General features: G+C 60.2%; 22 protein-coding genes and 1 tRNA gene. 6 read left to right on the top strand and 17 right to left on the bottom strand.

What is annotated here, in order from left to right:
* Positions 1-59: 59 nt before the first annotated feature.
* Positions 60-542 (bottom strand): Lrp/AsnC family transcriptional regulator, encoded by a 483-nt coding sequence (locus RGV33_RS29705; protein ID WP_322147964.1) that lies wholly within the window; start codon positions 540-542, stop codon positions 60-62.
* A 56-nt stretch (positions 543-598) separates the two neighbouring features.
* Complete coding sequence (locus RGV33_RS29700) at positions 599-1,510, bottom strand: sugar ABC transporter substrate-binding protein (protein ID WP_322147962.1); 912 nt, start codon at positions 1,508-1,510, stop codon at positions 599-601.
* A gap of 195 nt (positions 1,511-1,705) precedes the next feature.
* Here RGV33_RS29700 and RGV33_RS29695 point away from each other — a divergent pair, with 195 nt between their 5' ends.
* Positions 1,706-4,066, top strand: coding sequence for a glucose/quinate/shikimate family membrane-bound PQQ-dependent dehydrogenase (locus RGV33_RS29695; protein ID WP_322147960.1), 2,361 nt, complete (start codon positions 1,706-1,708; stop codon positions 4,064-4,066).
* A 42-nt stretch (positions 4,067-4,108) separates the two neighbouring features.
* On the opposite strand, the gene RGV33_RS29690 is transcribed toward RGV33_RS29695, so the two are convergent.
* Entirely contained in the window at positions 4,109-4,975 is an 867-nt protein-coding gene (locus RGV33_RS29690; RefSeq protein ID WP_322147958.1) for a LysR family transcriptional regulator, read from the bottom strand.
* Between the two features lie 113 nt (positions 4,976-5,088).
* Between RGV33_RS29690 and RGV33_RS29685 the strand changes: the two genes are divergently transcribed.
* Together RGV33_RS29685 and RGV33_RS29680 are read left to right on the top strand one after the other, a co-directional pair.
* Entirely contained in the window at positions 5,089-5,514 is a 426-nt protein-coding gene (locus RGV33_RS29685) for a VOC family protein (RefSeq protein ID WP_322147957.1), read from the top strand.
* Positions 5,515-5,524: 10 nt separating this feature from the next.
* Positions 5,525-6,775 (top strand): amidase, encoded by a 1,251-nt coding sequence (locus tag RGV33_RS29680; protein ID WP_322147956.1) that lies wholly within the window; start codon positions 5,525-5,527, stop codon positions 6,773-6,775.
* Between the two features lie 9 nt (positions 6,776-6,784).
* Here RGV33_RS29680 and RGV33_RS29675 read toward each other — a convergent pair whose 3' ends face one another.
* The 6 genes from RGV33_RS29675 to rpsU all read right to left on the bottom strand — a co-directional run bounded on the left by RGV33_RS29675 (position 6,785) and on the right by rpsU (position 15,941).
* Positions 6,785-7,297 (bottom strand): hypothetical protein, encoded by a 513-nt coding sequence (locus RGV33_RS29675; protein ID WP_322147955.1) that lies wholly within the window; start codon positions 7,295-7,297, stop codon positions 6,785-6,787.
* A gap of 145 nt (positions 7,298-7,442) precedes the next feature.
* A tRNA-Ile gene (locus RGV33_RS29670) sits at positions 7,443-7,519 on the bottom strand.
* Between the two features lie 15 nt (positions 7,520-7,534).
* Entirely contained in the window at positions 7,535-11,278 is a 3,744-nt protein-coding gene (locus RGV33_RS29665) for a bifunctional diguanylate cyclase/phosphodiesterase (protein ID WP_322147954.1), read from the bottom strand.
* 122 nt (positions 11,279-11,400) lie between these two features.
* Positions 11,401-13,251 (bottom strand): RNA polymerase sigma factor RpoD, encoded by a 1,851-nt coding sequence (gene rpoD, locus RGV33_RS29660; RefSeq protein ID WP_063026748.1) that lies wholly within the window; start codon positions 13,249-13,251, stop codon positions 11,401-11,403.
* A 67-nt stretch (positions 13,252-13,318) separates the two neighbouring features.
* The gene (dnaG, locus tag RGV33_RS29655) at positions 13,319-15,280 is read right to left on the bottom strand and encodes a DNA primase (protein WP_003211012.1); all 1,962 of its coding nucleotides are present in this window, start codon (positions 15,278-15,280) and stop codon (positions 13,319-13,321) included.
* Positions 15,281-15,725: 445 nt separating this feature from the next.
* The gene (gene rpsU / locus RGV33_RS29650) at positions 15,726-15,941 is read right to left on the bottom strand and encodes a 30S ribosomal protein S21 (protein ID WP_002551877.1); all 216 of its coding nucleotides are present in this window, start codon (positions 15,939-15,941) and stop codon (positions 15,726-15,728) included.
* A 203-nt stretch (positions 15,942-16,144) separates the two neighbouring features.
* Here rpsU and tsaD point away from each other — a divergent pair, with 203 nt between their 5' ends.
* A complete protein-coding gene (gene tsaD / locus RGV33_RS29645) occupies positions 16,145-17,170 on the top strand; it encodes a tRNA (adenosine(37)-N6)-threonylcarbamoyltransferase complex transferase subunit TsaD (RefSeq protein ID WP_322147920.1) in 1,026 nt (341 codons plus the stop codon).
* Positions 17,171-17,203: 33 nt separating this feature from the next.
* Here the strand turns inward: tsaD and plsY are convergent, their stop codons facing one another.
* A complete protein-coding gene (gene plsY / locus RGV33_RS29640) occupies positions 17,204-17,773 on the bottom strand; it encodes a glycerol-3-phosphate 1-O-acyltransferase PlsY (RefSeq protein ID WP_322147919.1) in 570 nt (189 codons plus the stop codon).
* Positions 17,774-17,847: 74 nt separating this feature from the next.
* Between plsY and folB the strand changes: the two genes are divergently transcribed.
* Positions 17,848-18,201, top strand: coding sequence for a dihydroneopterin aldolase (gene folB, locus RGV33_RS29635; RefSeq protein WP_003211007.1), 354 nt, complete (start codon positions 17,848-17,850; stop codon positions 18,199-18,201).
* Complete coding sequence (folK, locus tag RGV33_RS29630; protein WP_322147918.1) at positions 18,192-18,710, top strand: 2-amino-4-hydroxy-6-hydroxymethyldihydropteridine diphosphokinase; 519 nt, start codon at positions 18,192-18,194, stop codon at positions 18,708-18,710. The genes folB and folK overlap by 10 nt, the downstream gene beginning before the upstream one ends.
* Here folK and RGV33_RS29625 read toward each other — a convergent pair.
* From RGV33_RS29625 to apaG, 7 genes are all read right to left on the bottom strand, one after another.
* Positions 18,680-19,915: a multifunctional CCA addition/repair protein gene (locus RGV33_RS29625; protein WP_322147915.1), complete on the bottom strand. Its 1,236-nt coding sequence runs from the start codon at positions 19,913-19,915 to the stop codon at positions 18,680-18,682. The genes folK and RGV33_RS29625 overlap by 31 nt on opposite strands.
* Before the next feature lie 63 nt (positions 19,916-19,978).
* On the bottom strand, positions 19,979-21,541 hold the full coding sequence (locus RGV33_RS29620) for a SpoVR family protein (protein WP_322147914.1): 1,563 nt from the start codon (positions 21,539-21,541) through the stop codon (positions 19,979-19,981).
* On the bottom strand, positions 21,538-22,809 hold the full coding sequence (locus RGV33_RS29615; RefSeq protein ID WP_003211000.1) for a YeaH/YhbH family protein: 1,272 nt from the start codon (positions 22,807-22,809) through the stop codon (positions 21,538-21,540). Before RGV33_RS29615 ends, RGV33_RS29620 begins: the two co-directional genes overlap by 4 nt.
* Positions 22,810-22,935: 126 nt before the next feature.
* The gene (locus tag RGV33_RS29610) at positions 22,936-24,858 is read right to left on the bottom strand and encodes a PrkA family serine protein kinase (protein WP_003210999.1); all 1,923 of its coding nucleotides are present in this window, start codon (positions 24,856-24,858) and stop codon (positions 22,936-22,938) included.
* A gap of 285 nt (positions 24,859-25,143) precedes the next feature.
* Positions 25,144-25,473, bottom strand: a complete 330-nt coding sequence (glpE, locus tag RGV33_RS29605) for a thiosulfate sulfurtransferase GlpE (protein ID WP_322147913.1) — start codon at positions 25,471-25,473, stop codon at positions 25,144-25,146.
* 9 nt (positions 25,474-25,482) lie between these two features.
* Positions 25,483-26,331, bottom strand: coding sequence for a symmetrical bis(5'-nucleosyl)-tetraphosphatase (locus tag RGV33_RS29600; protein WP_322147912.1), 849 nt, complete (start codon positions 26,329-26,331; stop codon positions 25,483-25,485).
* On the bottom strand, positions 26,331-26,711 hold the full coding sequence (apaG, locus tag RGV33_RS29595; protein WP_322147911.1) for a Co2+/Mg2+ efflux protein ApaG: 381 nt from the start codon (positions 26,709-26,711) through the stop codon (positions 26,331-26,333). Before apaG ends, RGV33_RS29600 begins: the two co-directional genes overlap by 1 nt.
* Positions 26,712-26,761: the final 50 nt, after the last annotated feature.

The raw sequence follows: 26,761 nt of genomic DNA, 5'->3' as shown, positions 1-26,761 counted from the left end.
ATAAGACGCAATGTGTCGTCGTATTGAATTGTTTTTAGTCAGAGTGACGAGCATGGTGGTCAGACTGGTTGGCCGCGATCCAATTTGTTACTGAGGATGATCGAGGTGGTGGTCTTCTCCACGCCGTCGACACTGCCGATCTGGTCGAGCAGTTGATCCAGCTGCTCCGGCGAATCGGTGCGCAGCCAGGCCACGTAATCGAACTCTCCGCTCACCGCACACAACTGCTGAACCTGCGCCATGGCGCTGATCCGGCGCAGCACTTCCTTGCCGGAGCGCGGTTGCACGGTGATCCCCACGTAGGCCTGCAAACCGCCATTCACCACCCGCTGGCTCAGGCGCACGCCATAGCCGGTAATCACCTGGGTTTTTTCCAGGCGTGCCAGGCGTGAGGTAACGGTGGTGCGGGCGATGCCCAGTTGCCGAGCGAGCATGGCCACGCTTTCGCGGGCGTTGATCTGCAAGGCGGCAATCAACTGGCGGTCGATTTCATCAAGGACGGGAGGGTGAGAGGCAGGCAAGGTGTTCTCCGGCGCGGGCATCAATGGGCGAGCATGTTACAGGCTCGTTCCCCTTGATGCTCGCGACGGCGTTTGGCTCAGTTGTGCAGGAACTGCTGGTAGTTTTCCGGGGTGACCAATTGCGTAGGAACCCATACATCGCCTTGTAGGGCGGCGTGCTTGATCAGCATCAGCGCGGCGTCCACCGAGCCCGCACCGATGGCCACCGGGTCGCGGAATACGGTGACTGCCAACTGGCCTTTTTTCAGCGCCTGCAAACCGTCCGGCGTACCGTCGATGCCGCCGACCAGAATGTCCTGGCGCCCCGTCTGGCGCAGGGCCATGGCGGCGCCGATGCCCATCTCGTCATTGTTGGAAGCCACGGCGTTGATGGTTTGGCCCTTGGTCAGCCAATCGTTCATCAGGTCCATGCCTTTTTCGCGCTGCCAGTCGCCGGACTGTTCTTCAACGACTTTGATCTCGGGGTACTTGGCCAGCACGTCCTTGACCCCATTGGTGCGTTTGCCGGTATCACTGTGGGCGAGACGGCCAAGGATGATTGCCAGGTTACCTTTGCCGCCCATCTTCTCGGCCAGGTATTCCATTTGCATCCGGCCAATGGCGCGCTCGTCGGTGCCGACGAAGACTACACCTGGCGGGAAGGTGTCCACCTCGGGACGGCTGTTCATGTACACCAGCGGGATACCGGCGGCGTTGGCCTTCTCGGTGATCTTGCGGGTGGCCGCGGTGTCCGCCGGGTTGACGATGATCGCGTCGACTTTCTGGCTGATGAAGCTTTCGACCTGGTTCAACTGGCGGACTACATCGCTGGCGGAATCTTCCACCTGCAGCTTGACTCCATCAGGCGAGGCCTTGGCCCGATCCTGCATGGCCTGCACCAGGTAGGAAACGTAGTTATCAAACTGTCCGACGGATACCCCGATGCGCAACTCGGCGTGGGCGGCAGTGGACAGCAACAGGGCACAGGCACAGCCAAGCAGACGCTTCATGACAGGTTCCTTTTTATTGTTTTGGTGCGACAAAGTTTCTGACGTAGACATTATTGGAAATAAAATTCCACTTCAAGTAAGCCTCGGAATTTATTTTCGCCGCTGATCGCACACATTGATTTGTGCCAGATTGTTAAAAGTAACTGTTTGGTACATTATTTCCAGTTGGGTATAAACAGGAAGGACGTTTGCGCGATGAATAACTTTGGGGCTGCCACCGGCAGCAAAGTGTTGCTGGCGGGGTTGGGACTGCTGATCGCCTTGATCGGCCTGGGCCTGGCGGGCGGTGGTGGTTACCTGGTGGTGCTGGGCGGAAGTTGGTATTTCCTGCTGATGGGCCTGGCGATGCTGGTCTCTGGCGTGCTGGTCGCCAAGCGCAAGCCTCAGGGTGCATGGCTATACGCCGTGGCGCTGGTACTGACCGCGATCTGGGCGGTATGGGACACTGGCCTGGAATACTGGCCACTGGTCTCGCGGGTACTGACCTTCGCCGTCATCGGCCTGGTGGTTGCGCTGATTTATCCACAGCTCGCCCGCGCGTCTGGATCGTCACCCGGGCGCGGCGCCTATGGGGTTGCCGGATTGCTGGGCCTTGGCGTGGTCGCCACCCTGGCGTACATGTTTGTGCCCACCCACGTGGTCAAGGCCAGCAGTGAGCCTGCGGTCACCCCGGTGAAACCGGGCACCGAGCAAAAAGACTGGGCCCACTGGGGCAATACCACCGCCGGCAATCGGTTTGCCGCGCTGGAGCAGATCAACAAAGGCAACGTCGACAAGCTACAGGTGGCCTGGACCTTCCACACCGGCGACATCCCCGAGAGCAACGGCGCCGGCGCCGAAGACCAGAACACCCCGCTGCAGATCGGTGACAGCGTTTACGTGTGTACCGCCTACGGCAAAGTATTTTCCCTGGATGCCGACACCGGCGCCCAGCGCTGGAAGTTCGACCCGCAGGGCAGCGGCCCCAACTGGCAGCGTTGCCGTGGGCTGGGCTATTTTGACAGCAGCGCCAGCGAGCAACCTGCCAGCGCTAAAGCCTGTGTGAAACGTCTGTTCCTGCCGACCGGCGATGCCCGATTGATTGCGATCAATGCTGAAACCGGTGCGCCTTGCGAAGACTTCGGCGACCACGGCACTGTCGACCTGAAAACCGACATGGGCGAAGTGAAGCCCGGCTATTACCAGCAAACCTCGACGCCATTGGTAGCGGGCAATGTGGTGATCGTCGGCGGGCGTGTGGCAGACAACTTCTCTACCGGCGAACCGCCAGGCGTGGTGCGCGCCTTTGACGTGCACAGCGGCGAACTGGTGTGGGCCTGGGACCCGGGCAATCCGAACACTACCAAACGCCCGCCTGCGGGCGAGACCTACACCCGTGGCACGCCGAACGTGTGGTCGGCCATGTCCTACGACGCCAAACTCGGCCTGGTCTACCTGCCCACCGGTAACGCCACCCCGGACTTTTTCGCCGGTGAGCGCACCGCCTATGACGACAAGTGGAACTCCTCCATCGTCGCCATCGACGTGAAGACCGGCCAGGTGCGCTGGCATTTCCAGACCACCCACCACGACCTGTGGGACTTCGACCTGCCGGCGCAACCGCTGCTCTATGACATTCCGGATGGCAATGGCGGCGTGCAGCCGGCGCTGGCTCAAGTCACCAAGCAGGGCGAAATCTTCCTGCTCAACCGCGAAACCGGCGTGCCCATCGCCCGGGTTGAAGAGCGTCCGGTGCCTCAGGGCAATGTACCTGGCGAGCGTTATTCGCCGACCCAGCCGTTCTCCGTGGACATGCCTTCGATCGGCAATCAGCAACTGACCGAATCCGACATGTGGGGCGCTACACCGTTTGACCAACTGATGTGCCGCATCCAGTTTAAAGGCATGCGCCATGAGGGCGTTTATACGCCGCCGGGTTTGGACCGGGCGTTGCAATTCCCGGGTTCGCTGGGCGGGATGAACTGGGGCAGCGTGTCGGTGGACCCGAACACCCACTATATGTTTGTTAACGACATGCGCCTGGGCCTGGCCAACTACATGATCCCACGCGACAAGATTGCCGCGGGCGCCAGCGGCATCGAAATGGGCGTGGTGCCGCAAGAAGGTACGCCGTTTGGTGCGATGCGCGAGCGCTTCCTTTCGGCGGCGGGCATTCCGTGTCAGAAGCCGCCGTTTGGCACGATGTCGGCCATCGACCTGAAAACCCACAAGCTGATGTGGCAAGTACCGGTGGGCGCGGTGGAAGACACCGGCCCGCTGGGCATCCGCATGCACATGCCGATTCCGATTGGCATGCCGACCCTTGGCGCGTCCCTGGCGACCCAGTCTGGCCTGTTGTTCTTCGCGGGCACCCAGGACTTCTACCTGCGTGCCTTCGACACCGGCAACGGTAACGAGATCTGGAAATCCCGCCTGCCGGTGGGTAGCCAGTCCGGGCCGATGACCTACGTGTCGCCCAAGACGGGCACGCAATACATCGTGCTCACTGCCGGTGGCGCTCGACAGTCGCCGGACCGTGGGGATTATGTGATTGCCTACGCGTTGCCCAAGAAATAGGGCCTGAAAAAGCCGCACGGATGTGCGGCTTTTTTTGGCGTTTCAGGTCACGCCTGCCAACAGGCACCGGGCAAAGAGTTGCGGCACGGGAAGGTTGCGCTGGCTGTAGCGGCTGAGCAGGATGATTTCCCGGTGAAAGGTCAGTTCGCCCAAACGGATGACACGCACCTGCGGTGTGCGATCCAGCCACAGCCCGGCGTGGGGAACCAGTGAAACGCCGAGGCCGCATTCGACCATTTTGACCAGCGCCTCAATCTCGTCCAACTCCAGCGCCACCTGCACGTCCAGGCGTTGATCCCGCAGGAAACGACTGACCAGCCGCCCGCCAAACGAAGCGCGGTCGTAGCGTACATGGGGATGAGCGGCGAGCAGTTGCAGTGGGTCGTCACCCTTGACCGTTTGCGGCACGATCAACACAAACGGCTCCTTGCGCAGCACCTGCACGTGCAGCTCCTTGGGCAAATCAAAGGGCGGGCGAATGATGATCGCCGAATCCAGCTCGCCCGCGTCCACCTGACTGAGCAGCTCCAGGGAAACCCCCGGCACCAATTTGCATTCCACCGTCGGCGCCGCCTGGCGCAAGCGCACCAGGGCTTGCGGTAGCAGGCCGGTCTGGGCGGTGGTAATGGCGCCGACTTTCAACTCGCCACGGTATTCGTTGGCATCCACCGGCACCGCCATGCGGTTGAACGTCTCGAGAATCTCCTTGGCCAGCGGCAGCGCGCGAGTGCCCGCCGCATTCAGCTTGGCCTGGCGCCCGGTGCGGTCGAACAACTGCACACCGAGCAGCTGCTCCAGCTGGCGGATCTGCGCGCTGACCGCCGACTGCGTCAGCCCGATGTGCATGCCGGCTGCCGCGAACGTGCCATGGCGGGTGACGGCGATAAAGGTTTTCAGTTCGCGCAGCATGGGCGTCTCGATTGATCAAAATAATTTGAGCTCGATGCGAAAACTATCGTCTTTCCATCGATGAAAGCAAGGCTAGACTCGCAAGGACTTAATACCCATAGAGGTTAGACCTGATGGCACTGGCACCTTTTCACCTGGCAATTCCGGTATTCGACTTGGCGGCTGCGCGGCAGTTTTACGGCGAGGTGTTTGGCCTCGAAGAGGGGCGCGCCAGTGATCACTGGGTCGACTTCGACTTCTTCGGGCACCAACTGGTGATTCATGAACATCCGAAAACCGCCTCTCAAGAAGCGGCGCACACTAATGCGGTGGATGGCCACAACGTGCCGGTGCCGCATTTTGGCGTGGTGCTGAGTTGGGATGATTGGCATGCGTTGGCGGAGCGTTTGCAAGCGCGCAACACTCAGTTTGTGTTGGAACCGCACATTCGCTTCAAGGGCCAGGTGGGTGAGCAGGCGACGTTGTTTCTGTTTGACCCGTGCGGCAATGCGCTGGAGTTCAAGGCCTTCAAGGACATTGGGCAGTTGTTTGCCAAGTGAGGGCGCGCTGATGAACGACCTCGACGCGACGGGCATTGCCGAGTCGGTGTGCTCTGGTGCGGGTACACCTGCCTCGATTGCAGAGCATTTTCTTGGACGGATAGGTGTCGACGAGCCGCAGATTCAGGCGTTTGTATCTTTCGATCCTGAAGCGGTACGCGAGCAGGCAAGGCATCTTGAAGGCCGTGCCGGGTTGCTGGTGGGCGTGCCCGTGGGTATCAAGGACATCTTTGATACCGCCGACCATCCAACCGAGTTCTATTCGCCGATTTACCAGGGCAATCGTCCCTCGCGGGATGCCCATGTGGTGACGCTGCTGCGCCAGGCGGGCGCGATCATCATGGGCAAGACCCACACCACTGAATTTGCCTACATGAACACGGGGCCGACGCGTAACCCGCTTGATCTGTCTCGTACGCCGGGTAGCTCCAGTGCGGGTTCTGCGGCGGGCATGGCGGCCGGGTTTTTCCCGTTGGCGTTGGGTACCCAGACGGCTGGGTCGCTGCTCAAGCCGGCGGCTTATTGCGGGCTGTATGCCTTCAAGCCATCGTTTGGACTGGTCTCGCTGGAAGGCGTGAAACCGCTGGCGCCGAGCTTCGACACGGTGGGCTGGTATGGGCGTTCGGTGCGCGACCTTGAGCGGGTGGCGCGGGTTTTGATTCCAGGGTTTCCGACTGTTGAGGCCGGGCGCCGGCCTTTGCGGCTGGGTTTTTGCCGTACCTCTCGCTGGCCGGATGTGCAGCCGGTGGTGGCCCAGGCTATCGAGCAAGCGATCGCTGGGTTGGGCCCTCTAGTCAGTGAGGTCGTGTTGCCCGAGGCGTTCGACAGTGTTTTCGATGATCACCAGGTGATCAACGATTGCGAAGGTGCCCGCTCATTGGCCAAGGAATTTCAGTCTCATCCCGAGTTACTCAGTGATTCGACGTTGGCCATGATCGAGCGTGCCAAGGCGACGAGTTGGGAGCAGGAGTCGGCGGCCAAGGCACGCCTCGCACAACTGGCCCCGCAGCTCGCGCAAATCTGCCAGCCGTTTGATGCGATGTTGAGTGTTTCCTGCGGGATGCTGGCGCCGGCGGGGCTGGAGACCACGGGCCCGTCGGACTTCATCAAGTTCTGGGGCGCGTTTGGTTTGCCGCAGGTGAATGTGCCGGTGCCACGTAGTGAAGGGGAGTTGCCGGTGGGGTTGCAGGTGATTGGGGCGTTTAGAGGGGATGCGCCGCTGCTGGGTACGGCGCAGGTCATTGTTGATGCGTTGGCGTGATCGGCGAGATTAAGACCCCTTGCACACCTTCGCAGCGGCAGGATCGTTCGGGATAAACGAATCCGGCGCGCCCGGCTTCAGCACCACGTACCCACGCCGCCACGGTTGATCGTCCACCAGATTCCAGCGATGCCCTGTGCCGGTATTGTCTTCGGCGATCAGTACTTCACCCGGATGCAACGTGAATTTCTCGCCGCCACGCGTCACGAACGCCAGGGTGCCGGACAGCGTCATGACGTACTGTGGCTCCGGGTCGTTATGCCAGCTATACGAGGAATGCGCCGCCGTTTGCTTGAAGTGAATGGCGGTCACGTCATTGCGCATGCTCTGGTCTATGGTGCCTTCCAGTACGTGGGAGGCGTTGTCGGCGCCCGTGCACAGCTTGAATGCCTTGATGGTGTCAGTGGCAGCGGGCGCGGCTTGTGCGCAGCTTAAGGTGGTGAGGGTGATTGCGACGGCGGCTGCGGCACGCATGCCCAGGTTGTGGATTACGTGGCGCGGCGTACGTTTCTTCGGAGGCATGGAACAAATTTCCCTCGTGCTGGAGTGGCGTTGACTGGGAATCATGGTCTTCGCCGTAGCCGTTCGGGACAACTAACTAATGTTTCATTGCTGCACGACTCAGGCGCCAGAAACGACAAAGCCGCGCAGTGCGCGGCTTTGAGTATGGTGGGCCCAGTAGGACTCGAACCTACGACCAAGGGATTATGAGTCCCCTGCTCTAACCAACTGAGCTATAGGCCCTCAGTAGGCCGCGGATTATAACGATGGTTTCTTCGCTGTGCCATCCGAAAAGTCCGAAACACTCATACGAAGGAAAGTCGCGGCAAAAAGGTCCGGCGGCAGCGGCAGGCTGACGATGTAGCCTTGCATCTGTTCGCACCCTTCAGCCGCCAGGAACGCTTGCTGCGCAGGCGTTTCCACCCCTTCGGCAATGATGGTGAATTGCATGCTGTGCCCCAGGGCAATAATCGCGCGCACGATCGCGGCATCGTGCGGGTCGTCGGGCAGGCCGCGCACGAACGATTGGTCGATCTTCAGGAAGTCCAACGGTAGGCGCTTCAAATAGCTGAGGGACGAATAGCCGGTGCCGAAGTCATCAATGGCCAGTTGTACGCCCAGGCGCTTGAGTTGGTGCAGCACCTCCAGCGCTTCTTCGGCCTGGCTCATGATGAAGTTTTCGGTGATTTCCAGTTGCAGGCAACTAGGCTCCAGGTGGTTGTCGCGCAGCAATTGCTCGATGCGTGCCAGCAGGTTGGGGTGGCGCAATTGCGCGCCGGCGAGGTTGACGGACAATGTGCCGAAGTCGTCAAAAACCTCTCTCCAGTCGTGCATCTGCCGGCACGCCTGTTCCAGTACCCAGTCGCCAATTTGCAGGATCATGCCGTTTTCTTCGGCCAGGGCAATGAAGTGCTCGGGCGGCACGTCGCCGAAGGTGGGGTGGCGCCAGCGGATGAGCGCTTCGGCGCCGATCAGTTGTTGGGTGTCGAGGCTCAGTTTCGGCTGGTAATAGAGGGTCAATTCGTCGCGCTCGATCGCCCGGCGCAGTTCATGTTCCAGCGCCACGCGTTCGTTGGCCTGTGCGGTGAGGTCCTGGGTGTAGCTTTCGACGCGGTTGCGGCCTTTGGCCTTGGAGCGGTACATGGCGGCGTCGGCGTTTTTGACCAGGGTGGCTACGTCGACGCCATCCCGTGGGTACAGGCTGGTGCCGATGCTCGCGCTGATAAAGAACTCGTGTTCGCCCGCCTGGAACGGTGGGGTGAAGCAGGCCAGCAGTTTATTGGCCAGGTGTTCGGCGTCGCTGGCTTGTTGCAGGCCGGGCAGCAGGATGATGAATTCGTCGCCACCCAACCGCGCCACGGTGTCGACGTCGCGCAGTTGGTCCTTGAGGCGCACGGCGATGTCCTTGAGCAGCAGGTCGCCGATCGGGTGGCCGAGGCTGTCGTTGATGTGTTTGAAGCGATCGAGGTCGAGGAACAGTACGGCGCCCTGGCTGCCGGTTTCCTGTTGGTTATTGAGAGCGGCTTGCAGGCGGCTTTCGAACAGGGTGCGGTTGGGCAGGCCGGTCAACGGGTCGTGGTGTGCCTGGTAATCGAGCCGCGCCTGGGCGTGCTTGAGGCTGGAAATGTCGGCAAACACGGCGACGAAGTGGGTAATTGACTGCTCGCGGTTACGCACCGCGCTGATGGTCAGCCAGCTGGGGTACAGCTCGCCGTTCTTGCGCCGGTTGGAGATCTCGCCCTGCCAGTGGCCGTTGGCCGTCAGCTGGTGCCACATCGCTGCGTAGAACGCGCTGTCGTGCAGGCCGGAGGCGAGCAGGCGTGGGGTATGGCCGAGGGCTTCTTCTTCGCTGTAGCCGGTAATTTCGCTGAACGCGCGGTTGACGGCGCTGATGTTTTGCCGGATATCAGTGATCAGTACACCTTCGGCGGTGCTCTCGAACACGGTGGCGGCCTGTTGCAGTTTTTCCTGCATCAGCTGGCGCTCGGTGATGTCCCGGGCGATGGTCAGCATGCAGTCTTCGTCGCCGATGGGCAGCGGGCGGCTGGAGACTTCACACAGGCGGATCGCGCCGTCGCTGCGGCGGATGTGGCACACAAAGTCGTGCACCAACCCATCCCGTTGCAGCAACTCCAGCATGTGCTTGCGTTCGTTCAGGTCGACCCAGATGCCGAGGTCCAGGGTCGACTGGTCCAGTGACAGCACGCTGTTGAAGCCGGTGATGCGGCTGAACCCTTCGTTGACTTCAATCAGCAAGCCGTCGCTTTGACGAGACAGCAGCAGGCCGTCGGGAGAGGCGTGGAAGGCCTTGGCGAATTTCTCTTCGGAGGTTTGCAGGCGCTGCTGGGTTTCTTTCAGTTGGGTGATGTCACGTACCACCACGACCAACGCTTCGGTGGTATCCAGTTGGAACGGTTCGGCAGAAATCAGCCCGGTAAAAGCCTGGCCGTTGCTGCGCAGGAACGGCATCTCCAGGTTGCGGATGCTGGTGGTTTGCACCCGTTGCAACAGGCCCGGGCCTACGCCCTGGATGCCCCATATATTCAGTTCGGTGGCGGTTTTTCCCACGACTTCGTCGGCGCTCAGGCCGATCTGGTCCTCGAACGCCTTATTGACCTCCATCAGGCAGCCATCGGACAGCCGGGCGATGACCAAGATGTCCGGGCATTGCTGGAACACCGAGGCGAACTTCTGTTCCGAGAGCTGCAAGGCTTCTTCAGTGCGCTTGGCTTCGCTGATGTCGATCATCAGGCCGCGCAGCACTGGCTCATGGCCGTGTTCAATCAGGCTGACGATATCCCGTACCCACAGGCAGCGACCGTCGGCGGTAATCACCCGGTAGTCGACGCTGTGGTCGCGGTTGGCTCGGGTTTCTGCGTAGCAATAGGATTCGGTGCGGGTCAGGTCGGCCGGGTGGATGATGTTGCGCCAGAAGCCCGGGATCAGCCAGTGGGCGCGGGGGTAGCCAAGCAGTTCTTCGGCGTGGGGCGACACGTAGCTGTAGGTGAAATCGCTGATGCGCGCTTCCCAGGCAATGGCGGAAAGGCTCTCCACCAGGCCGCGGTAATGGTATTCGCTGCTGCGCAGTTCCTGTTCGAGGGCGACTCGGCGGGAAATCTCCGAACTGAGCCGGCGATTGATCCGGATAACCACGGCCAGCACGATGCTCAACAACAGGACCGCTGGCAGGCCGTAGAGCAGCACATCGGTCCAGAGGGTGCGGTGGTCGATGACATTGCCGACCCAGCGTTGCTGGATGGCCTCGGTTTCGGCCGGGCTTATATCAGCCAGGACTTTATCGAGGATGCCCACCAGCATCTTGTCGTCCTTGGGTACGCCCATGGCGAGTTGATAGCGGTAGGGCGTTTCGCCGCTGATGTACAGGCCCTCCAGCTTGAGTTGGCGCAGGCTCCACACGCTGGATGCCAGGTCGCCGACCACCGCATCAACCTTGTCGGTGGCCAGGGCCTGCAGGGTTGCGCTGACATTGGGCATGGCCACCAGGTTCAGGTCCGGGTGGTGCGTGCGCAGCAGTTCGTGAGGTGCATAGTTTTCCACCACGGCCACCTTCAACCCATACAAGTCCTTGAGGCTGCGTGGCTGGGGGCCGCCTTCATGGGCGAGGATGACAATGGGGAAGTCGAGATAAGGCCGGGTAAACGACAGGAAGCCCTGGCGTTCCGGGGTGGACATGATGCCCGGCAGCAGGTCGAGTTGGTTATTGCGGGCTTGTTCCAGCACCGCGCTCCAGTTCACCGGCTCGATCAGTTTGATCCTGAGCCCCAGGCGGTCCTGCATCAGGCGCACGTAGTCTGCGGCCAGGCCTTGGTAACGACCTTCTTCATCGCGGTATTCAAAGGGCGGCCAGGACGCATCGACGCCCAGGCGCAACTCTTGGTGGTCCGCCAGCCAGCCACGCTCTTCATCGGTGAGAGTCAACGCGCCAGCCGTTGCGGTCCAGGTCAGCAGCGACAGCAGTAACACGGTCGGCAATCTGGGCATAACGGTCTCGTTATGGCACGGGGAATGTTTCGAGTGTAGACGGGCATTACGAGGGGGGTAGGGCGGGGAGGATTTAATCCTGTAGAAAGCAAAACCCCCGGCCTGGGCCGGGGGTTCTGTGATCACTCGTCGAGGAAGGAGCGCAAATGCTCGCTTCTCGTCGGGTGGCGCAGCTTGCGCAGCGCCTTGGCTTCGATCTGGCGAATCCGCTCACGGGTAACGTCGAACTGCTTACCGACTTCCTCAAGGGTGTGGTCGGTATTCATGTCGATGCCGAAGCGCATGCGCAGTACCTTGGCTTCACGGGCAGTGAGGCCGGACAGTACGTCGCGAGTCGCTTCTTTAAGGCTCTCAACGGTAGCAACATCGATTGGCGACTGCATGGTCGAGTCTTCGATGAAGTCACCCAGGTGGGAGTCTTCGTCATCACCGATCGGGGTTTCCATGGAGATCGGCTCTTTAGCGATCTTCAATACCTTACGGATTTTATCCTCAGGCATTTCCATGCGTTCGCCCAGCTCTTCCGGGGTCGGTTCGCGACCCATTTCCTGCAACATCTGCCGGGAAATACGGTTGAGCTTGTTGATCGTCTCGATCATGTGCACCGGAATACGGATGGTGCGGGCCTGGTCGGCGATCGAGCGAGTGATCGCCTGACGGATCCACCAGGTGGCATAAGTCGAGAACTTGTAGCCGCGACGGTATTCGAACTTGTCCACAGCCTTCATCAAGCCGATGTTGCCTTCCTGGATCAGGTCGAGGAATTGCAGGCCACGGTTGGTGTACTTCTTGGCGATGGAGATCACCAGACGCAAGTTCGCTTCAACCATCTCTTTCTTCGCGCGGCGGGCTTTGGCCTCACCGATCGACATGCGACGGTTGATGTCCTTGATCTCGGCAATCGTCAGACCGGTTTCGGTCTGCAGCGCAGTCAGCTTCTGCTGGCAACGAACGATGTCGGCCTGGAAGCGACCAATGGCTTCAGCGTATTTGCTTTTGCCCTTGGCCAGTGCGTCGGTCCAGCTTTCGTCGACTTCGTTGCCCGGGAACTGGCGCAGGAAATCGGCACGCGGCATGCGCGCATCACGGACACAGAGCTGCATGATCGCACGCTCTTGTGCACGCAGACGCTCAAGGGCGCTACGAACCCGCTCAACCAGGCCTTCGAATTGCTTCGGTACCAGTTTGATCGGCATGAAGAGTTCAGCCAGGGCCAGCAGTTCAGCAGTTGCCTGCTTGCTGCCGCGACCGTGCTTCTTCAGGGCCTTGCGAGCCAGTTCCATCTGATCGGAGACCGCGCCAAAACGCTGGGCTGCGATGATCGGATCCGGACCGCTTTCGACTTCTTCTTCGTCATCGGTGCTGGCTTCGGCTTCTTCGTCGTCGGTGTCGTCGTCTGCTTTCGCAGCCTTGGCATCGATCGGCGGAGGAACTTCAGCCGCAGGTGGCGCAATGCCGTCATCCGGGTCGATATAACCGCTCAGGACGTCGGACAGGCGGCCACCTTCGGTGGTGACGCGAGTGTACTCGGAGAGAATGTGGTCAACCGTGCCTGGGAAGTGCGCGATTGCGCCCATCACTTCACGGATGCCCTCTTCGATACGCTTGGCGATTTCGATTTCGCCTTCACGTGTCAGCAGCTCTACCGTACCCATTTCGCGCATATACATGCGCACAGGGTCAGTCGTGCGACCGATGTCGGTCTCGACCGCTGCCAGCGCGGCAGCTGCTTCTTCAGCGGCTGCCTCGTCGGTATCGGCGTCGGCCAACATAAGGGCGTCCGCATCCGGAGCACTCTCGTGTACGGGGATCCCCATGTCATTAATCATGCGGATGATGTCTTCCACCTGCTCTGGATCTGAAATATCCTCAGGCAGGTGGTCGTTGACCTCTGCGTAAGTCAGATACTTCTGCTCACGACCAAGGGTGATCAACTCTTTGATACGAGACTGCTGTTGCGCTTTTCCGGACATAACACCCTATCCACTGAAGGTCTTGGCGGGCAAAAAACAAGCCGAGGATTATACCCGAGCTATGACCTCACACGCCAGCTGAGGTCGGGTTTGATGCGGAAACATTGCGACTTAAAAGGTCGCGCAGTTGATTTTTCTCTTCGGCGGTCAATTCACTCTGACGCGCTTTTCGAAGAAGTTGTTCCAGGTTTCGCTCGCGTTGACGAGCTACCAAGCTAGTAATGGTGTCGAAAAACTGTTGTTCAAGGTTATCGCCATCAATCAGCCATTCCTTTTCTGCCAATGCCTTGAGCAAACGGCCCTGTTCGGTGCCGTGCCAGCGTGCAATCAGCTGGAATGAGTTTAGCTTAGGATTCTTCTGTACGGCTTCGAGCAGGGCCACCAACAATTGCGTATTGGTGTGGTCCTCGGCCGCAAAGTGCCCCGCATCCTCGACTTTTTGGGCCAGTTGCGGGTGGTGCAAAAGTGTACGCAGGGCTGCCATGGTGGGCGGCTCTACTGCTGCTGGGACGCGTGGGCCGCGCGGTTCGTCACGGTCGCCGCCACGTTTGCCGTTTTTGTCCCAGGGTTTCTTGTCCCATTTCTTGCCGCCGGCGCCGGGTTTCTTCGGTGTCCACTCCTGCTGGGGCGTGTAGGCCTCCTGCGGTTGGTGGAAGTCGGAATAGTCCGGCATGGCGTCGTAATCCATGCCCGGGTCGTAGGCGGGCGGCGCCTCTTGCGGCGCGCTGCGCGCCAGCTGGCTGACGGCCTCGCCACTCAAACCGGTGATTTCCAGCAAGCGCTGACGCATCAGGGTCCGCAGGTTGGCGCCCGGGACCTTGTCGATCAGCGGGGCCGCGAGGGTGACCATATGGGCCTTGCCTTCGAGGGAGCGCGGGTCGGACTCTTCGGTCAATTGCTGGAAAAAGTAATCGGCCAGCGGTTGTGCGTGTTGGTTGATGCGCGCGCGGAACGCGTCGGTGCCTTCGGAGCGGACCAGGGTGTCCGGGTCTTCGCCCTCGGGCAGGAACAGGAAGCGTGCGCGCCGCCCGTCCTGCAGGCTCGACAGAGTCGACTCAAGGGCGCGCCATGCAGCATTGCGGCCGGCCTGGTCACCGTCGAAGCAGAACAGTACGTTGGGCACCACGCGAAACAGGCGCTTGAGGTGTTCTTCGCTGGTGGCGGTGCCAAGGGTGGCCACCGCATTGCGCAGCCCTTGCTGGGCCAGGGCAATCACGTCCATATAGCCTTCAACCACGATGATTTCGTCGAGGTTGCGGTTGTTTTTGCGCGCTTCAAACAGGCCGTACAGCTCCTGGCCTTTGTGAAACACCGGGGTTTCCGGTGAGTTCAGGTATTTGGGCTTGTCGTCCCCCAGCACCCGGCCGCCGAACGCGATGATACGGCCGCGACTGTCGCGGATCGGGAACATCACCCGGTCACGGAAACGGTCGTAACGCTTGCCGGTCTCGGCGTTTTCCACCAACAGGCCCGCGTCGATCATGGCTTTTTGCTGCAGAGTGTCGCTGCTCAGGTGCTTGTACAGGTTGTCCCAGCCGGGCGGCGCGAAGCCGAGGCCGAAGTCGCGGGCAATTTCACCTGTCAGGCCGCGGCCCTTGAGGTAATCGACGGCGGCTTTGCGCTGCGGGTGGCTCTTCAGCGCCTGGCGGTAAAAGTCGGCAGCAGCGGTAAGCAGCGGGTACAGCGGCGAATCGGTGGGTTGGCGCGGTTTGTGCGGGCGGCCACTTTCTTCGCGAGGGATTTCCATGCCGGCGGCTTTTGCCAGTTCCTCGACAGCCTGGGGGAAGTCCAGGTTGTCGTGGTCCATGATAAAGCCGAGGGCGTTGCCGCCAGCGCCGCAGCCAAAGCAATAGTAGAACTGCTTGTCGGGGCTGACGCTGAACGAGGGGGTCTTTTCCTTGTGGAACGGGCAGCAGGCGGTGTAGTTCTTGCCGGCCTTTTTCATTTGCAGGCGCGAGCTGACAACATCGACGATGTCGGTGCGGTTCAGAAGGTCGTCAATAAAGCTCTGGGGAATTAGCCCGGCCATGGCGTTCTCGTCATCACTGCGTGTAAAAGAGGGCCCGCAAAGTGCTCAAGGCGCGCGTAGTGTGCGGCTCGATCAACTGTCGTCTGCTTGGTCTGCCAGGAAGTGTATCTGCCGAACATTCACTGACGTTAGTTCCGATCAGTGCCCGGCGTAGAAATGTTGCCCGGGAGTCCGGTCTTGGCCGTATGCGGGCCTCGGAAGCTCATCGGTGGGCGCAGCCGACCTGTTGATCGCCTGTTGAAAAATAAGTGTGCTCGTCAGTAGCCTTGTTAGGCTCGTCAGAAGAGACGCGCACCGCTGGCAGAAGAGCCAGTCCTGACGTGTGAAGCAGTTCGTTTCAGTCGCGTGTGCGGCGTCAACGGTGAAGCATCAAGCGATATCCGCAAATGCCAACAGCCCGGCTGAGGGCCGGGCTTGGCAGAAGCTTGCTACGAACGTCTGTGTATTAGTACAGACGAACGGCGCGGCGCTGCTCGCGCTGAACTTTCTTGGCGTGACGCTTAACAGCGGCTGCTGCTTTACGCTTACGCTCAGAAGTTGGCTTCTCGTAAAATTCGCGGCTACGAACTTCAGCCAGAACACCGGCTTTTTCGCAGGAGCGCTTGAAACGACGCAGAGCTACGTCGAAGGGTTCGTTCTCTTTTACTTTGACGGCTGGCATCCAGAGCTACCTTCTTTCATTACCGGGAATCAACGTTCTCGTCGCAAAAAATTCGCGGCTGAGGTCGTCGGTTTTTAAGGGTTGCGGATGTTAACCCCTCATTGCCCGGAATGCAAAGCCTCTGATCGAAAACCGCTAGTCGGGAGGGGGAGCGACGACTATTATGCGCGCCTTCGAATTCAGCCTCTACAAGGCGCAAACCCATGCTAGTTCTGGGATTAGAAACCTCGTGCGACGAAACCGGTGTCGCACTTTACGACAGTGAACGCGGGCTTTTGGCCGACGCACTGTTCAGTCAGATCGACCTGCATCGCGCCTATGGTGGCGTGGTGCCGGAGCTGGCCAGCCGTGATCATGTGAAACGCATGTTGCCCTTGATTCGCCAGGTGTTGGACGAGGCCGGCTGCGTGCCGACCGAGATCGACGCCATTGCCTATACCGCCGGCCCAGGATTGGTCGGAGCCCTTCTGGTTGGGGCTTCTTGCGCCCAGGCGCTGGCATTTGCCTGGGGCATTCCCGCCCTCGGCGTGCACCACATGGAAGGCCATTTGCTGGCGCCGATGCTGGAAGAAAACCCGCCACAGTTCCCGTTCGTCGCTTTGTTGGTTTCAGGCGGCCATACGCAGCTGGTTCAGGTCGACGGAATCGGTCAATACGCGCTGCTGGGCGAAAGCCTGGACGACGCCGCCGGTGAGGCTTTCGACAAAACCGCGAAGATGATGGGGCTCAATTATCCAGGCGGTCCGGAAATCGCCCGATTGGCGGAAAAGGGCGTGGCGGGGCGTTTCACCTTCCCGCGTCCGATGTGCGATCGCCCGGGCCTGATGTTCAGCTTCAGCGGCCTGAAAACCTCTGCGCTGAACACCTGGCAGCAGAGCGTCAGCGCCGGAGACGACAGTGAGCAAGCCCGTTGCGACATCTCTCTGGCGTTCCAGCAGGCTGTGGTGGAGACTTTGACCATCAAGTGCAAGCGGGCCCTGAAACAGGCAGGCATGAAGCGGCTGGTGATCGCTGGCGGCGTCAGCGCCAACAAGGCGTTGCGCCTGTCGCTTGAGAAAATGCTCGGCGACATGAAGGGCGACGTGTTTTATGCGCGTCCCGAATTCTGTACCGATAACGGTGCGATGATCGCCTATGCCGGTTGCCAGCGTTTGCAGGCCGGGCAGCATGAGAGCCTGGCCATCAGTGTGCAGGCGCGCTGGCCGATGGAGCAGTTGCCGCCGCTGTAGTCGGCCAGCGCGAGGCGGGTTGATCGGGTGTTTTTAAAAATGCCGTTCGCGCCCGGCAAACAGGTCGCGTAAATTGCCCCGGTGGCGCCAGACGATCAGCAGCGTAAGCACGCTCATCGGCACCAGCGCCGCCGGCTCCTGCCAGGCCAGCAATGGCAGGGTCAGGGGCGTAGCGATCAGCGCCGCCAGCGAGCTGGTGCGGGTGAGGTAGAAGGTCAGCAGCCAGGCCAGGATGGCCAGCAGCGCCGCCGGAGGGTAAATCCCCAGTAGCATGCCGGCCGCCGTCGCAACACCCTTGCCACCGCGAAAGCGGAAGTACAGCGGGAACAGGTGGCCGAGCACCGCGCAGACGCCGATCCAGGCTTGCTGCTGAAGCGACAGCCCGGCGAAGTCGGCGATCAGCACGGGCAACAAGCCTTTGCAAACGTCGCCGAACAGCGTCAATACGGCGAGTTTTTTGCCGGCCAGGCGTAACATATTGGTGGCGCCGGCATTGCCTGAGCCACTCATTCGCGGGTCGGGATTTCCCGTCAGGCGGCTGAGCAAAATGGCGAAGGACAGCGAGCCGAGCAGGTAGGCGAGAGTCGCCAGTAACCAAAACATGCTAACTATTCCGGGCGAGGACGCCTTGATTCTAACGGGGCATCGCGCCCTTGTCGTGCAGCGGAGAAGAGTGCTTGGACAGAGTGTTTATCGAAGGCCTGGAAGTCGACACCGTGATCGGGGCCTACGACTGGGAGCGCGGTATCCGGCAATGCCTGCGTCTGGACCTGAGCTTCGCCTGGGACAACCGCCCGGCCGCTGCCGGTGACGACCTGACTCTGGCGCTGGATTACGCCAGCGTGTCCGCACGCATCCAGGCCTTTGCCGAGCAGGCACAGTTCCAGCTGGTGGAAACCTTCGCCGAGCGCCTGGCCGAAGTATTGATGAGTGAGTTCCAGATTCCCTGGCTGCACCTCAAGCTGACCAAGCCTGGCGCCGTTCCGGCCGCCAAGGGCGTTGGCGTGGAGATCGAGCGCGGATGTCGCTAACTCAGGTTTACCTCGGCCTTGGCAGCAATATCGAGCGCGAGGCTCATCTGTGTGGAGGCCTCGATGCGCTGGCGGGTTTTTTGACGGATATGCGCTGTTCGGCGGTGTTCGAAAGCCAGCCAGTGGGCATCAAGAGCGGGCCGTTCTTCAATCTGGTGGTGTCGGCGTATACCGACCTACCGTTGATTGAGCTGGACCGCCGCCTGAAGTTCATTGAGGCCGACAACGGCCGCTACGCCCCGGATCGCAAGGGCTTGCCGCTGGACATCGACGTGCTGCTGTACGGCGAGCTGGTGGGTAACTTCGATGGCCTGGTTCTGCCTCGGGCCGAAATCCTGAAAAACGCGTTTGTGCTGTGGCCGCTGTCGTTGATGGCGCCGGAGCGTGTGCACCCCGAGGCTGGCAAGACGTTTGCCGCGCTGTGGAGGGATGCACACATAGATCAGGTATTGGCGCCGGTCGCATTCGAGTGGCGGGATCAGCCATTAACGCCGGATGCGCTCTTGTAAGCTTTCAGCGCCTTGAGCCGTTCACGTTTCAGCGCTTCACCCAGCTCGGGGCCTTTGAAACCTTGTTCCAGCAGTGGGGCGACGGCCACACCTCTGGCAGCCAGCGCCGCGCCGCGCAAATAATCCGCCTGTGGATAACTTCTCTGCTCAAGGCCCTTGCGGCCGCGGGCGTCCATTTCGCACGCCACTACAAATTCCTCAAAGCGCTGCGGGCGACGGTAGACGTCAAAGCTTTGCAGTAACTCCAGCAAAGTCGAGGGTCTCAGCTCCAGCGCACGATGGCCATGGGTGTGATATTCGCCCACCAGTAACGCCAGTTCCTGGCAATCCCTTGGCACCTTGAAGCGCTCGTTCACCGCTTTGATCAGCTTCAAACCGCGTTGCTCGTGAGCAATGTGCTGCGGCAACTTATCCACAGGCGTCAGCCCTTTGCCCAGGTCGTGCAGCAGGCAAGCCCAGCGCACAGTCAGCGGTTGGGAATGGATGGCCGCTTGTTCCAGCACGCTCAAGGTGTGCACGCCGGTATCAATCTCGGGGTGATGGGCTTCAGGTTGCGGCACGCCGAACAAGGCGTCGATTTCCGGCATCAGGGTTTTCAGTGCGCCGCAATCACGCAGCACCTGGATAAATACTTGTGGCTGATTTTCCATGAGCGCGCGGGAAATTTCTTTCCAGCTGCGCTCAGGCGTCAGCGCTTCCAGTTCGCCGGAATCGCTGAGTTCGCGCATCAACTCCAGGGTTTCTGGCGCAACACTGAAACCGAGGTTGGCATAGCGTGCGGCGAAGCGCGCAACGCGCAGCACCCGGAGAGGATCTTCGGCGAATGCGGGGGAAACATGGCGCAAAACTCGTGCTTTCAAATCTTGCTGGCCATGATACGGATCGGTCAAATTACCGTCGTCGTCTTCAGCCATCGCATTGATGGTCAGGTCACGGCGGATAAGGTCTTCTTCCAGTGTGACTTCGGGGCTGGCATGAAAAACGAAGCCGCCATAACCCCGGCCGCTCTTGCGTTCCGTGCGAGCAAGGGCGTACTCGTCGCCGTTTTTTGGGTCAAGGAATACCGGGAAGTCCGAGCCCACGGGCTTATAGCCCAGAGCGAGCATTTCTTCAGTGGTAGCGCCGACTACGACGCGGTCGACATCGGTAACGTCAATGCCCAGCAGGCGATCGCGTACCGCACCGCCGACTTTGTAGATTTGCATGAAAAAGCCTCCATTAGCGGCACAGGATAACGCCTGTGGCCCGCCAATGGAGGCTTTGCCGTTTCACAGATGCACGACGGCCAGGTCGAGGCGCCCGTAATCGTTGTCGCTGTGTTCGGTGCGAGGCGGAACATGGTGGGTTTTCATCACCTGGTCGCCTTGCAGCGTTTCCAGGTGAATATCGAACCCCCACAAACGGTGCAGGTGCTTGAGGACTTCGTCAGTGGACTCGCCCAGCGGTTTGCGGTCGTGTTGCTGGTGGCGCAGGGTCAGCGAGCGATCGCCGCGTACGTCGATGCTGTAGATCTGCACGTTGGGTTCGCGGTTGCCCAGGTTGTACTGCGCCGCGAGGGTTTCGCGGATCGTACGGTAGCCCGGTTCGTCATGAATGGCGGGCACCAGCAGATCGTCCTTCAAGTCATCATCCATGATGCTGAACAGCTTGAGGTCACGAATGACCTGAGGCGACAGGTACTGCAGGATGAAGCTCTCATCCTTGAAGCTGCTCATGGCGAACTTGATGGTCGACAGCCAATCGCTGCCGGCAATGTCCGGGAACCAGCGGCGGTCTTCTTCGGTTGGGTGCTCGCACATGCGCCGGATATCCCGGTACATGGCAAAGCCCAGTGCATACGGGTTGATGCCGCTGTAGTAAGGGCTGTCGAAACCCGGCTGGTAGACCACGCTGGTGTGGGACGTCAGGAACTCCATCATGAAGCCATCGGTCACCAGGCCTTCATCGTAAAGGTCGTTCATCAGGGTGTAATGCCAGAACGTGGCCCAGCCTTCGTTCATAACCTGGGTCTGGCGTTGTGGGTAGAAGTACTGGGCAATCTTGCGCACGATCCGCACGATTTCGCGCTGCCAGGGCTCCAGCAGCGGTGCGTGTTTTTCGATGAAATACAGGATGTTTTCCTGAGGTTCGGCGGGAAAGCGCGCATTGTCCTTGTCGCTGTTCTTGCCGGCGCGCTTGGGAATGGTGCGCCACAGGTCGTTGATCTGTTTTTGCAGGTGCTCTTCACGGTCCTTCTGGCGCAGCCGTTCTTCTTCGGCGGAAATCGGGTAGGGGCGTTTGTAGCGGTCCACACCGTAGTTCATCAGCGCATGGCAGGAGTCGAGCAAGTCTTCCACCGCATCGATGCCATGGCGCTCCTCGCATTGCATGATGTACTGCTTGGCGAACACCAGGTAGTCGATGATCGAACTGGCATCGGTCCAGGTACGGAACAGGTAGTTGCCCTTGAAGAAGCTGTTATGCCCGTAGCACGCGTGGGCCACCACCAGTGCTTGCATGCAGATGGTGTTTTCTTCCATCAGGTAGGCAATGCACGGGTCGGAGTTGATGACGATTTCGTAGGCCAGGCCCATCTGCCCGCGCGTGTAGGATTTTTCAGTGCTGAGGAAGTGTTTGCCGTAGGACCAGTGGTGATAGCCCAGGGGCATGCCCACGGACGCATAGGCGTCCATCATCTGTTCGGCGGTGATCACTTCGATCTGGTTGGGGTAGGTATCCAGGGCATAACCCGCCGCGATGCGGCTGATTTCCCGGTCATAGGCCTGGATGAGTTCGAAGGTCCATTCGGACCCCGTGGACAGGGGTTGGCGCTTATGCTCTTTGGCGGTCATGTCACTAACCTGCGCTGGAAGAGTTCACGGAAGACCGGATAGATATCGCCGGCCGAGACCAATTGTTGCTGGGCGAAGGTGTCAGCAAAGGCTTCGCTGATGCGCTCGTATTCAAACCACAGTGCCTGATGCTCGCGCGGGGTGATTTCGACGTAGGTGTAGTACTGCACGAACGGCATGATCTGGTTGATCAGGATGTCGCGGCAGATGGGCGAGTCGTCGTTCCAGTTGTCGCCGTCGGAGGCCTGGGCGGCGTAGATATTCCACTCGTTGGCCGGATAACGCTCGGCCATGATTTCCTGCATCAGCTTCAATGCGCTGGAGACGATGGTGCCGCCGGTTTCCCGCGAATAGAAGAACTCCTCTTCATCGACTTCCCGGGCGCTGGTGTGATGGCGGATGAACACCACATCGATCTTGTCGTAGTTACGTTTGAGAAACAGGTACAGCAGGATGAAGAAACGCTTGGCGATGTCCTTGGTTGCCTGGGTCATGGAGCCGGACACGTCCATCAGGCAGAACATCACGGCCTTGGAGCTGGGGTTGGGTTGCTTGACCAGCAGGTTGTACTTCAGGTCAAAGGTATCGAGAAACGGCACGCGGTGAATTCGCGCACTGAGTTTGGCGATTTCGGCTTCGATTTCCTGAATATCGCCGAAGTTGTCTGGCTCTTCGCGTTTCAGGCGCTCCAGTTCAGCCTTGGCGTCCCGCAATTTTGCCCGGCTGCTGCCAGACAGCGCGATACGCCGCGCATGAGCCGAACGCAGGGTGCGGATGATGTTGATCCGTGACGGGTTGCCTTCGTTGCTGATCCCGGCGCGCACAGTCTTGAAGGTGTCGGTACCGGTCAGGTTGCGTTTGACCAGGTTGGGCAGTTCCAGGTCTTCGAACATGAATTCGAGGAATTCTTCCTGGGTAATCTGGAACACGAACTCGTCCATGCCTTCGCCAGAGTTGCCGGCCTTGCCCGGGCCTTTGCCGCCCGCACCGCCCTGAGGGCGCTGGATGTGTTCGCCGCTGGTGAATTCCTTGTTGCCGGGATGCACGACGGTCTGTTTGCCGCCGCGGCCGTGGTGCAACACGGGTTCATCGATGTCGCGTCCGGGAATGCTGATCTGTTCGCCATGCTCCATGTCGGTGATGGAGCGACGGCTGACGGCCTCCTCGACGGCCTTTTTGATGTGGTCACGGTAACGCCGCAGGAAACGCTGGCGGTTTACCGTGCTCTTGTTCTTGCCATTAAGACGTCGGTCGATCACATAGCTCATGTAGGAGCCCTCCGGGCAGCTTCACGTTACAAGCTTCAAGCCGCGAGCTGGAAGCTTAGAGACAAGCGGTCGACTGCCAGGCTAGCCGGTGTGCCGGGAGCCTGGCATTTCACGCCTGTCGCTGCCTTACTGCGATTTGCGCACCCGCAGGTACCACTCGGAGAGCAGTCGTACTTGTTTGTCGGTGTAGCCGCGCTCGACCATTCGAGTAACGAAGTCGTTGTGTTTTTGTTGGTCCTCCTTGCTGGCCTTGGCGTTGAAGCTGATGACCGGCAGCAGATCCTCGGTGTTGGAGAACATTTTCTTCTCGATGACCACCCGCAGCTTCTCGTAGCTGAGCCAGGTAGGGTTCTTGCCGTTGTTGTTGGCCCGGGCGCGCAGCACGAAGTTGACGATTTCGTTGCGGAAATCCTTCGGATTGCTGATGCCGGCGGGTTTTTCGATCTTTTCCAGTTCCTCGTTGAGGGCCACGCGGTTGAGGATTTCGCCGGTTTCCGGGTCGCGGTATTCCTGGTCCTGAATCCAGAAGTCTGCGTACAGCACGTAGCGGTCGAATATGTTCTGGCCGTATTCGCTGTAAGACTCCAGGTACGCGGTCTGAATTTCCTTGCCGATGAACTCGATGTAGCGCGGTGCCAAGTATTCCTTGAGGAAGCGCAGATAGCGCTCGCGGGTCTCGGCCTGGAATTGCTCCTGTTCGATCTGTTGTTCCAGCACGTAGAGCAGGTGCACCGGGTTGGCGGCGATTTCGTGCGGGTCGAAGTTAAAGACCTTAGACAGGATCTTGAACGCAAAGCGCGTCGACAGGCCGTTCATGCCCTCGTCCACGCCCGCGGTGTCGCGGTATTCCTGGATCGACTTGGCTTTCGGGTCGGTGTCCTTGAGGTTTTCGCCGTCGTATACGCGCATTTTCGAGTAGATGTTGGAGTTTTCTGGCTCCTTGAGGCGCGACAGCACGGTGAACTGGGCCAGCATCTTCAGGGTATCGGGAGCGCAATGGGCCTTGGCCAGGGAGCTGTTGAACAGCAGCTTGTCGTAAATCTTGATTTCATCGCTGACTCGCAGGCAGTACGGCACCTTGACGATGTAGATCCGGTCGATGAAAGCTTCGTTGTTCTTGTTGTTGCGGAAGGTGTGCCACTCCGATTCGTTGGAGTGGGCCAGCAGGATCCCGGTAAACGGAATCGCCCCCAGGCCTTCGGTACTGTTGTAGTTGCCTTCCTGGGTGGCGGTGAGCAGTGGGTGCAGCACCTTGATCGGCGCCTTGAACATCTCCACGAACTCCATCAGGCCCTGGTTGGCCCGGCACAGTGCGCCCGAGTAGCTATAGGCGTCGGCGTCGTTCTGCGGGAATTCTTCGAGCTTGCGGATATCAACCTTGCCCACCAGCGCCGAGATGTCCTGGTTGTTCTCGTCACCCGGTTCGGTCTTGGCCACGGCGATCTGGTTGAGGATCGACGGATAGAGCTTCACCACCCGGAACTGGCTGATGTCGCCGCCGAACTCGGCCAGGCGCTTGGTGGCCCAGGGCGACATGATGGTGTTGAGGTAGCGGCGAGGGATGCCGAAGTCTTCTTCCAGGATCGCACCGTCTTCCGTGGCGTTGAACAGCCCCAGAGGCGATTCGAACACCGGCGAGCCCTTGATGGCGTAGAACGGCACCTTCTCGATCAGTTGTTTGAGTTTCTCGGCCAGGGACGACTTGCCGCCACCGACGGGACCGAGCAGGTAGAGGATTTGTTTCTTCTCTTCCAGGCCTTGGGCGGCATGGCGGAAATACGAGACGATCTGGTCAATGCATTCTTCCATGCCATGGAAGTCTTCAAAGGCCGGGTAGCGGCGGATCACCTTGTTGGAGAATATTCGCGACAGGCGAGAATTCGCCGCGGTGTCTACCAGCTCCGGCTCGCCGATCGCCAGCAGCAGGCGTTCAGCGGCAGACGCGTAGGCGCTGCGGTCCTTTTTGCACAGTTCGAGATACTCCTGAAGCGAGAGCTCTTCCTGGCGGGTGGACTCGAAGCGTTGTTGGAAGTGGCTAAAAATACTCATGACGTCGTCACCTCGCTCGATACGTGGAGCCGACGCCGGATCAATCAGTCGATGCTGGCAGTCATTGGTGGACACCAATGGCCGTTTTCCCCCCAGAACACCCTGAAACGCTACCGATGACCCGCACGCCGGTGTACCGGCTCTCCCCTGTTTTGGATGGCCTGCGCTTAAGGATAGTTCGGAATCCGGGAGGTCAAGGCGCGATACGTAATTAGTTTGGTCGCGCCGTTCGTCAGAAACGGTGCGAAGCCAAGCGTCACGCGGGGTAGCGGGGTTTGAAAAAAATTATTGCGCGTCGCCTGCGGCAATTTCTGCCGGATACGTCGTACGCCATAGCTCAAAGCCACCGTCGAGGCTATAGACGTCAGAGAAGCCCTGGCTGATCAGATAGGCCGCTGCGCTTTGGCTGGAGTTGCCGTGGTAGCACGCCACGATTACCGGTGCGTCGAGGTCGGCGGCGCGGATGAAATCGGCGATGCTGTGGTTGTCCAGGTGCCGGGCGCCACTGATGTGGCCTGCGCTGTAGGTCGGTTGGTCGCGGATGTCGACCACCACCGCGCCTTGCTCGCGCAGGGCCTGGGCTTGTTCGGGAGGGATACGTTTGAATTCAGTCATGGCGGGCTCCTAGGGCTTGGCGGCCGGCAGTGTCGTGGTGGCGGGAGATTCGCACTGGCAGCTTGAGCGCTCGCCGGTGTCGATGTTCATCAGGGTCATGGCGCCGCCCCACACGCAGCCGGTGTCGAGGGCGAATACACCGGGTTCATCACATTTGCCTTCCAGGGCTGCCCAGTGGCCGAAGATGATCTTCGTCTCACGGGTCTTGCGCTCCTTGTGGGCGAACCAGGGCTTGTAGCCGGGCAGGGCGGTGTCGGCGCCTTCCTTGCTCTTGAGGTCCAGCTTGCCTTCGGCGGTGCAGAAACGCATGCGGGTGAAGTAGTTGGTGATCACCCGCAGGCGGGCGACGCCGGTGAGTTCGTTGTCCCACTTCACAGGGTCGTTGCCGTACATGCCATCCAGGTAAGCCGTGTACAGGTTGTCGTCGGCCAGGGCGGTCTCGACTTCGCCTGCACACTTGAGGGCTTTTTTCAGCGTCCACTGGGGTGGAATCCCGGCATGCACCAGTGCGATGTTACGGCTCTCGTCGTAATGCATGATTTTTTGCCGACGTAGCCAGTCAAGCAACTCGGCGCGGTCTGGCGCCTCGAGGATTTCCCGCAGGGTGTCGCCTTTTTTCAGGCGCTCGATGTTGTTGCCGGCGGCCAGCAGGTGCAGGTCGTGGTTGCCCAGCACGCACACCAGGGAATCGCGCATGCCATAAAGGAAGCGCAGGGTTTGCAGGGATTGCGGGCCGCGGTTGACCAGGTCGCCGACGAGCCACAGGCGATCCTTGGCAGGGTCGAAGGCCACGCGGTCGAGCAGGCATTTGAGCGGCTCCAGGCAACCTTGCAGGTCGCCGACAGCATACGTCGCCATCAGTGCAGGGCCCCGGGCACCGCCAGGCGGAACGGCGCGATGACGGCGTCGAAGTGTTTGCCGTCGTCGGCGAGCATCTGGTAGCTACCCTGCATGTTGCCTACGCGGGAGGTCATGACGGTGCCGCTGCTGTAGGTGTGGCTCTTGCCGGGGGCGATCAGCGGCTGTTGGCCGACTACGCCGGCGCCGCGCACTTCCTCCACCTGGCCGTCACCGTCGGTGATGACCCAGTGGCGCGACAGCAGCTTGGCTGGCAGCTCGCCGTTGTTTTGCACGGTAATGGTGTAGGCGAACGCAAAGCGGTTCTGCTCGGGTTGCGATTGTTCCGCCAGAAAGCGGGTGACGACGCTGACGTCGATCTGATAACGAGGATCGGACATGCAAGAGGCCTTAAAAGCAAAAGCGGGGGAACAGCGGATGCCGGTCAGTC

Source organism: Pseudomonas sp. Bout1 (assembly GCF_034314165.1).
Taxonomy (GTDB): domain Bacteria; phylum Pseudomonadota; class Gammaproteobacteria; order Pseudomonadales; family Pseudomonadaceae; genus Aquipseudomonas.
This window is presented reverse-complemented; position numbering and strand designations above follow the sequence as displayed.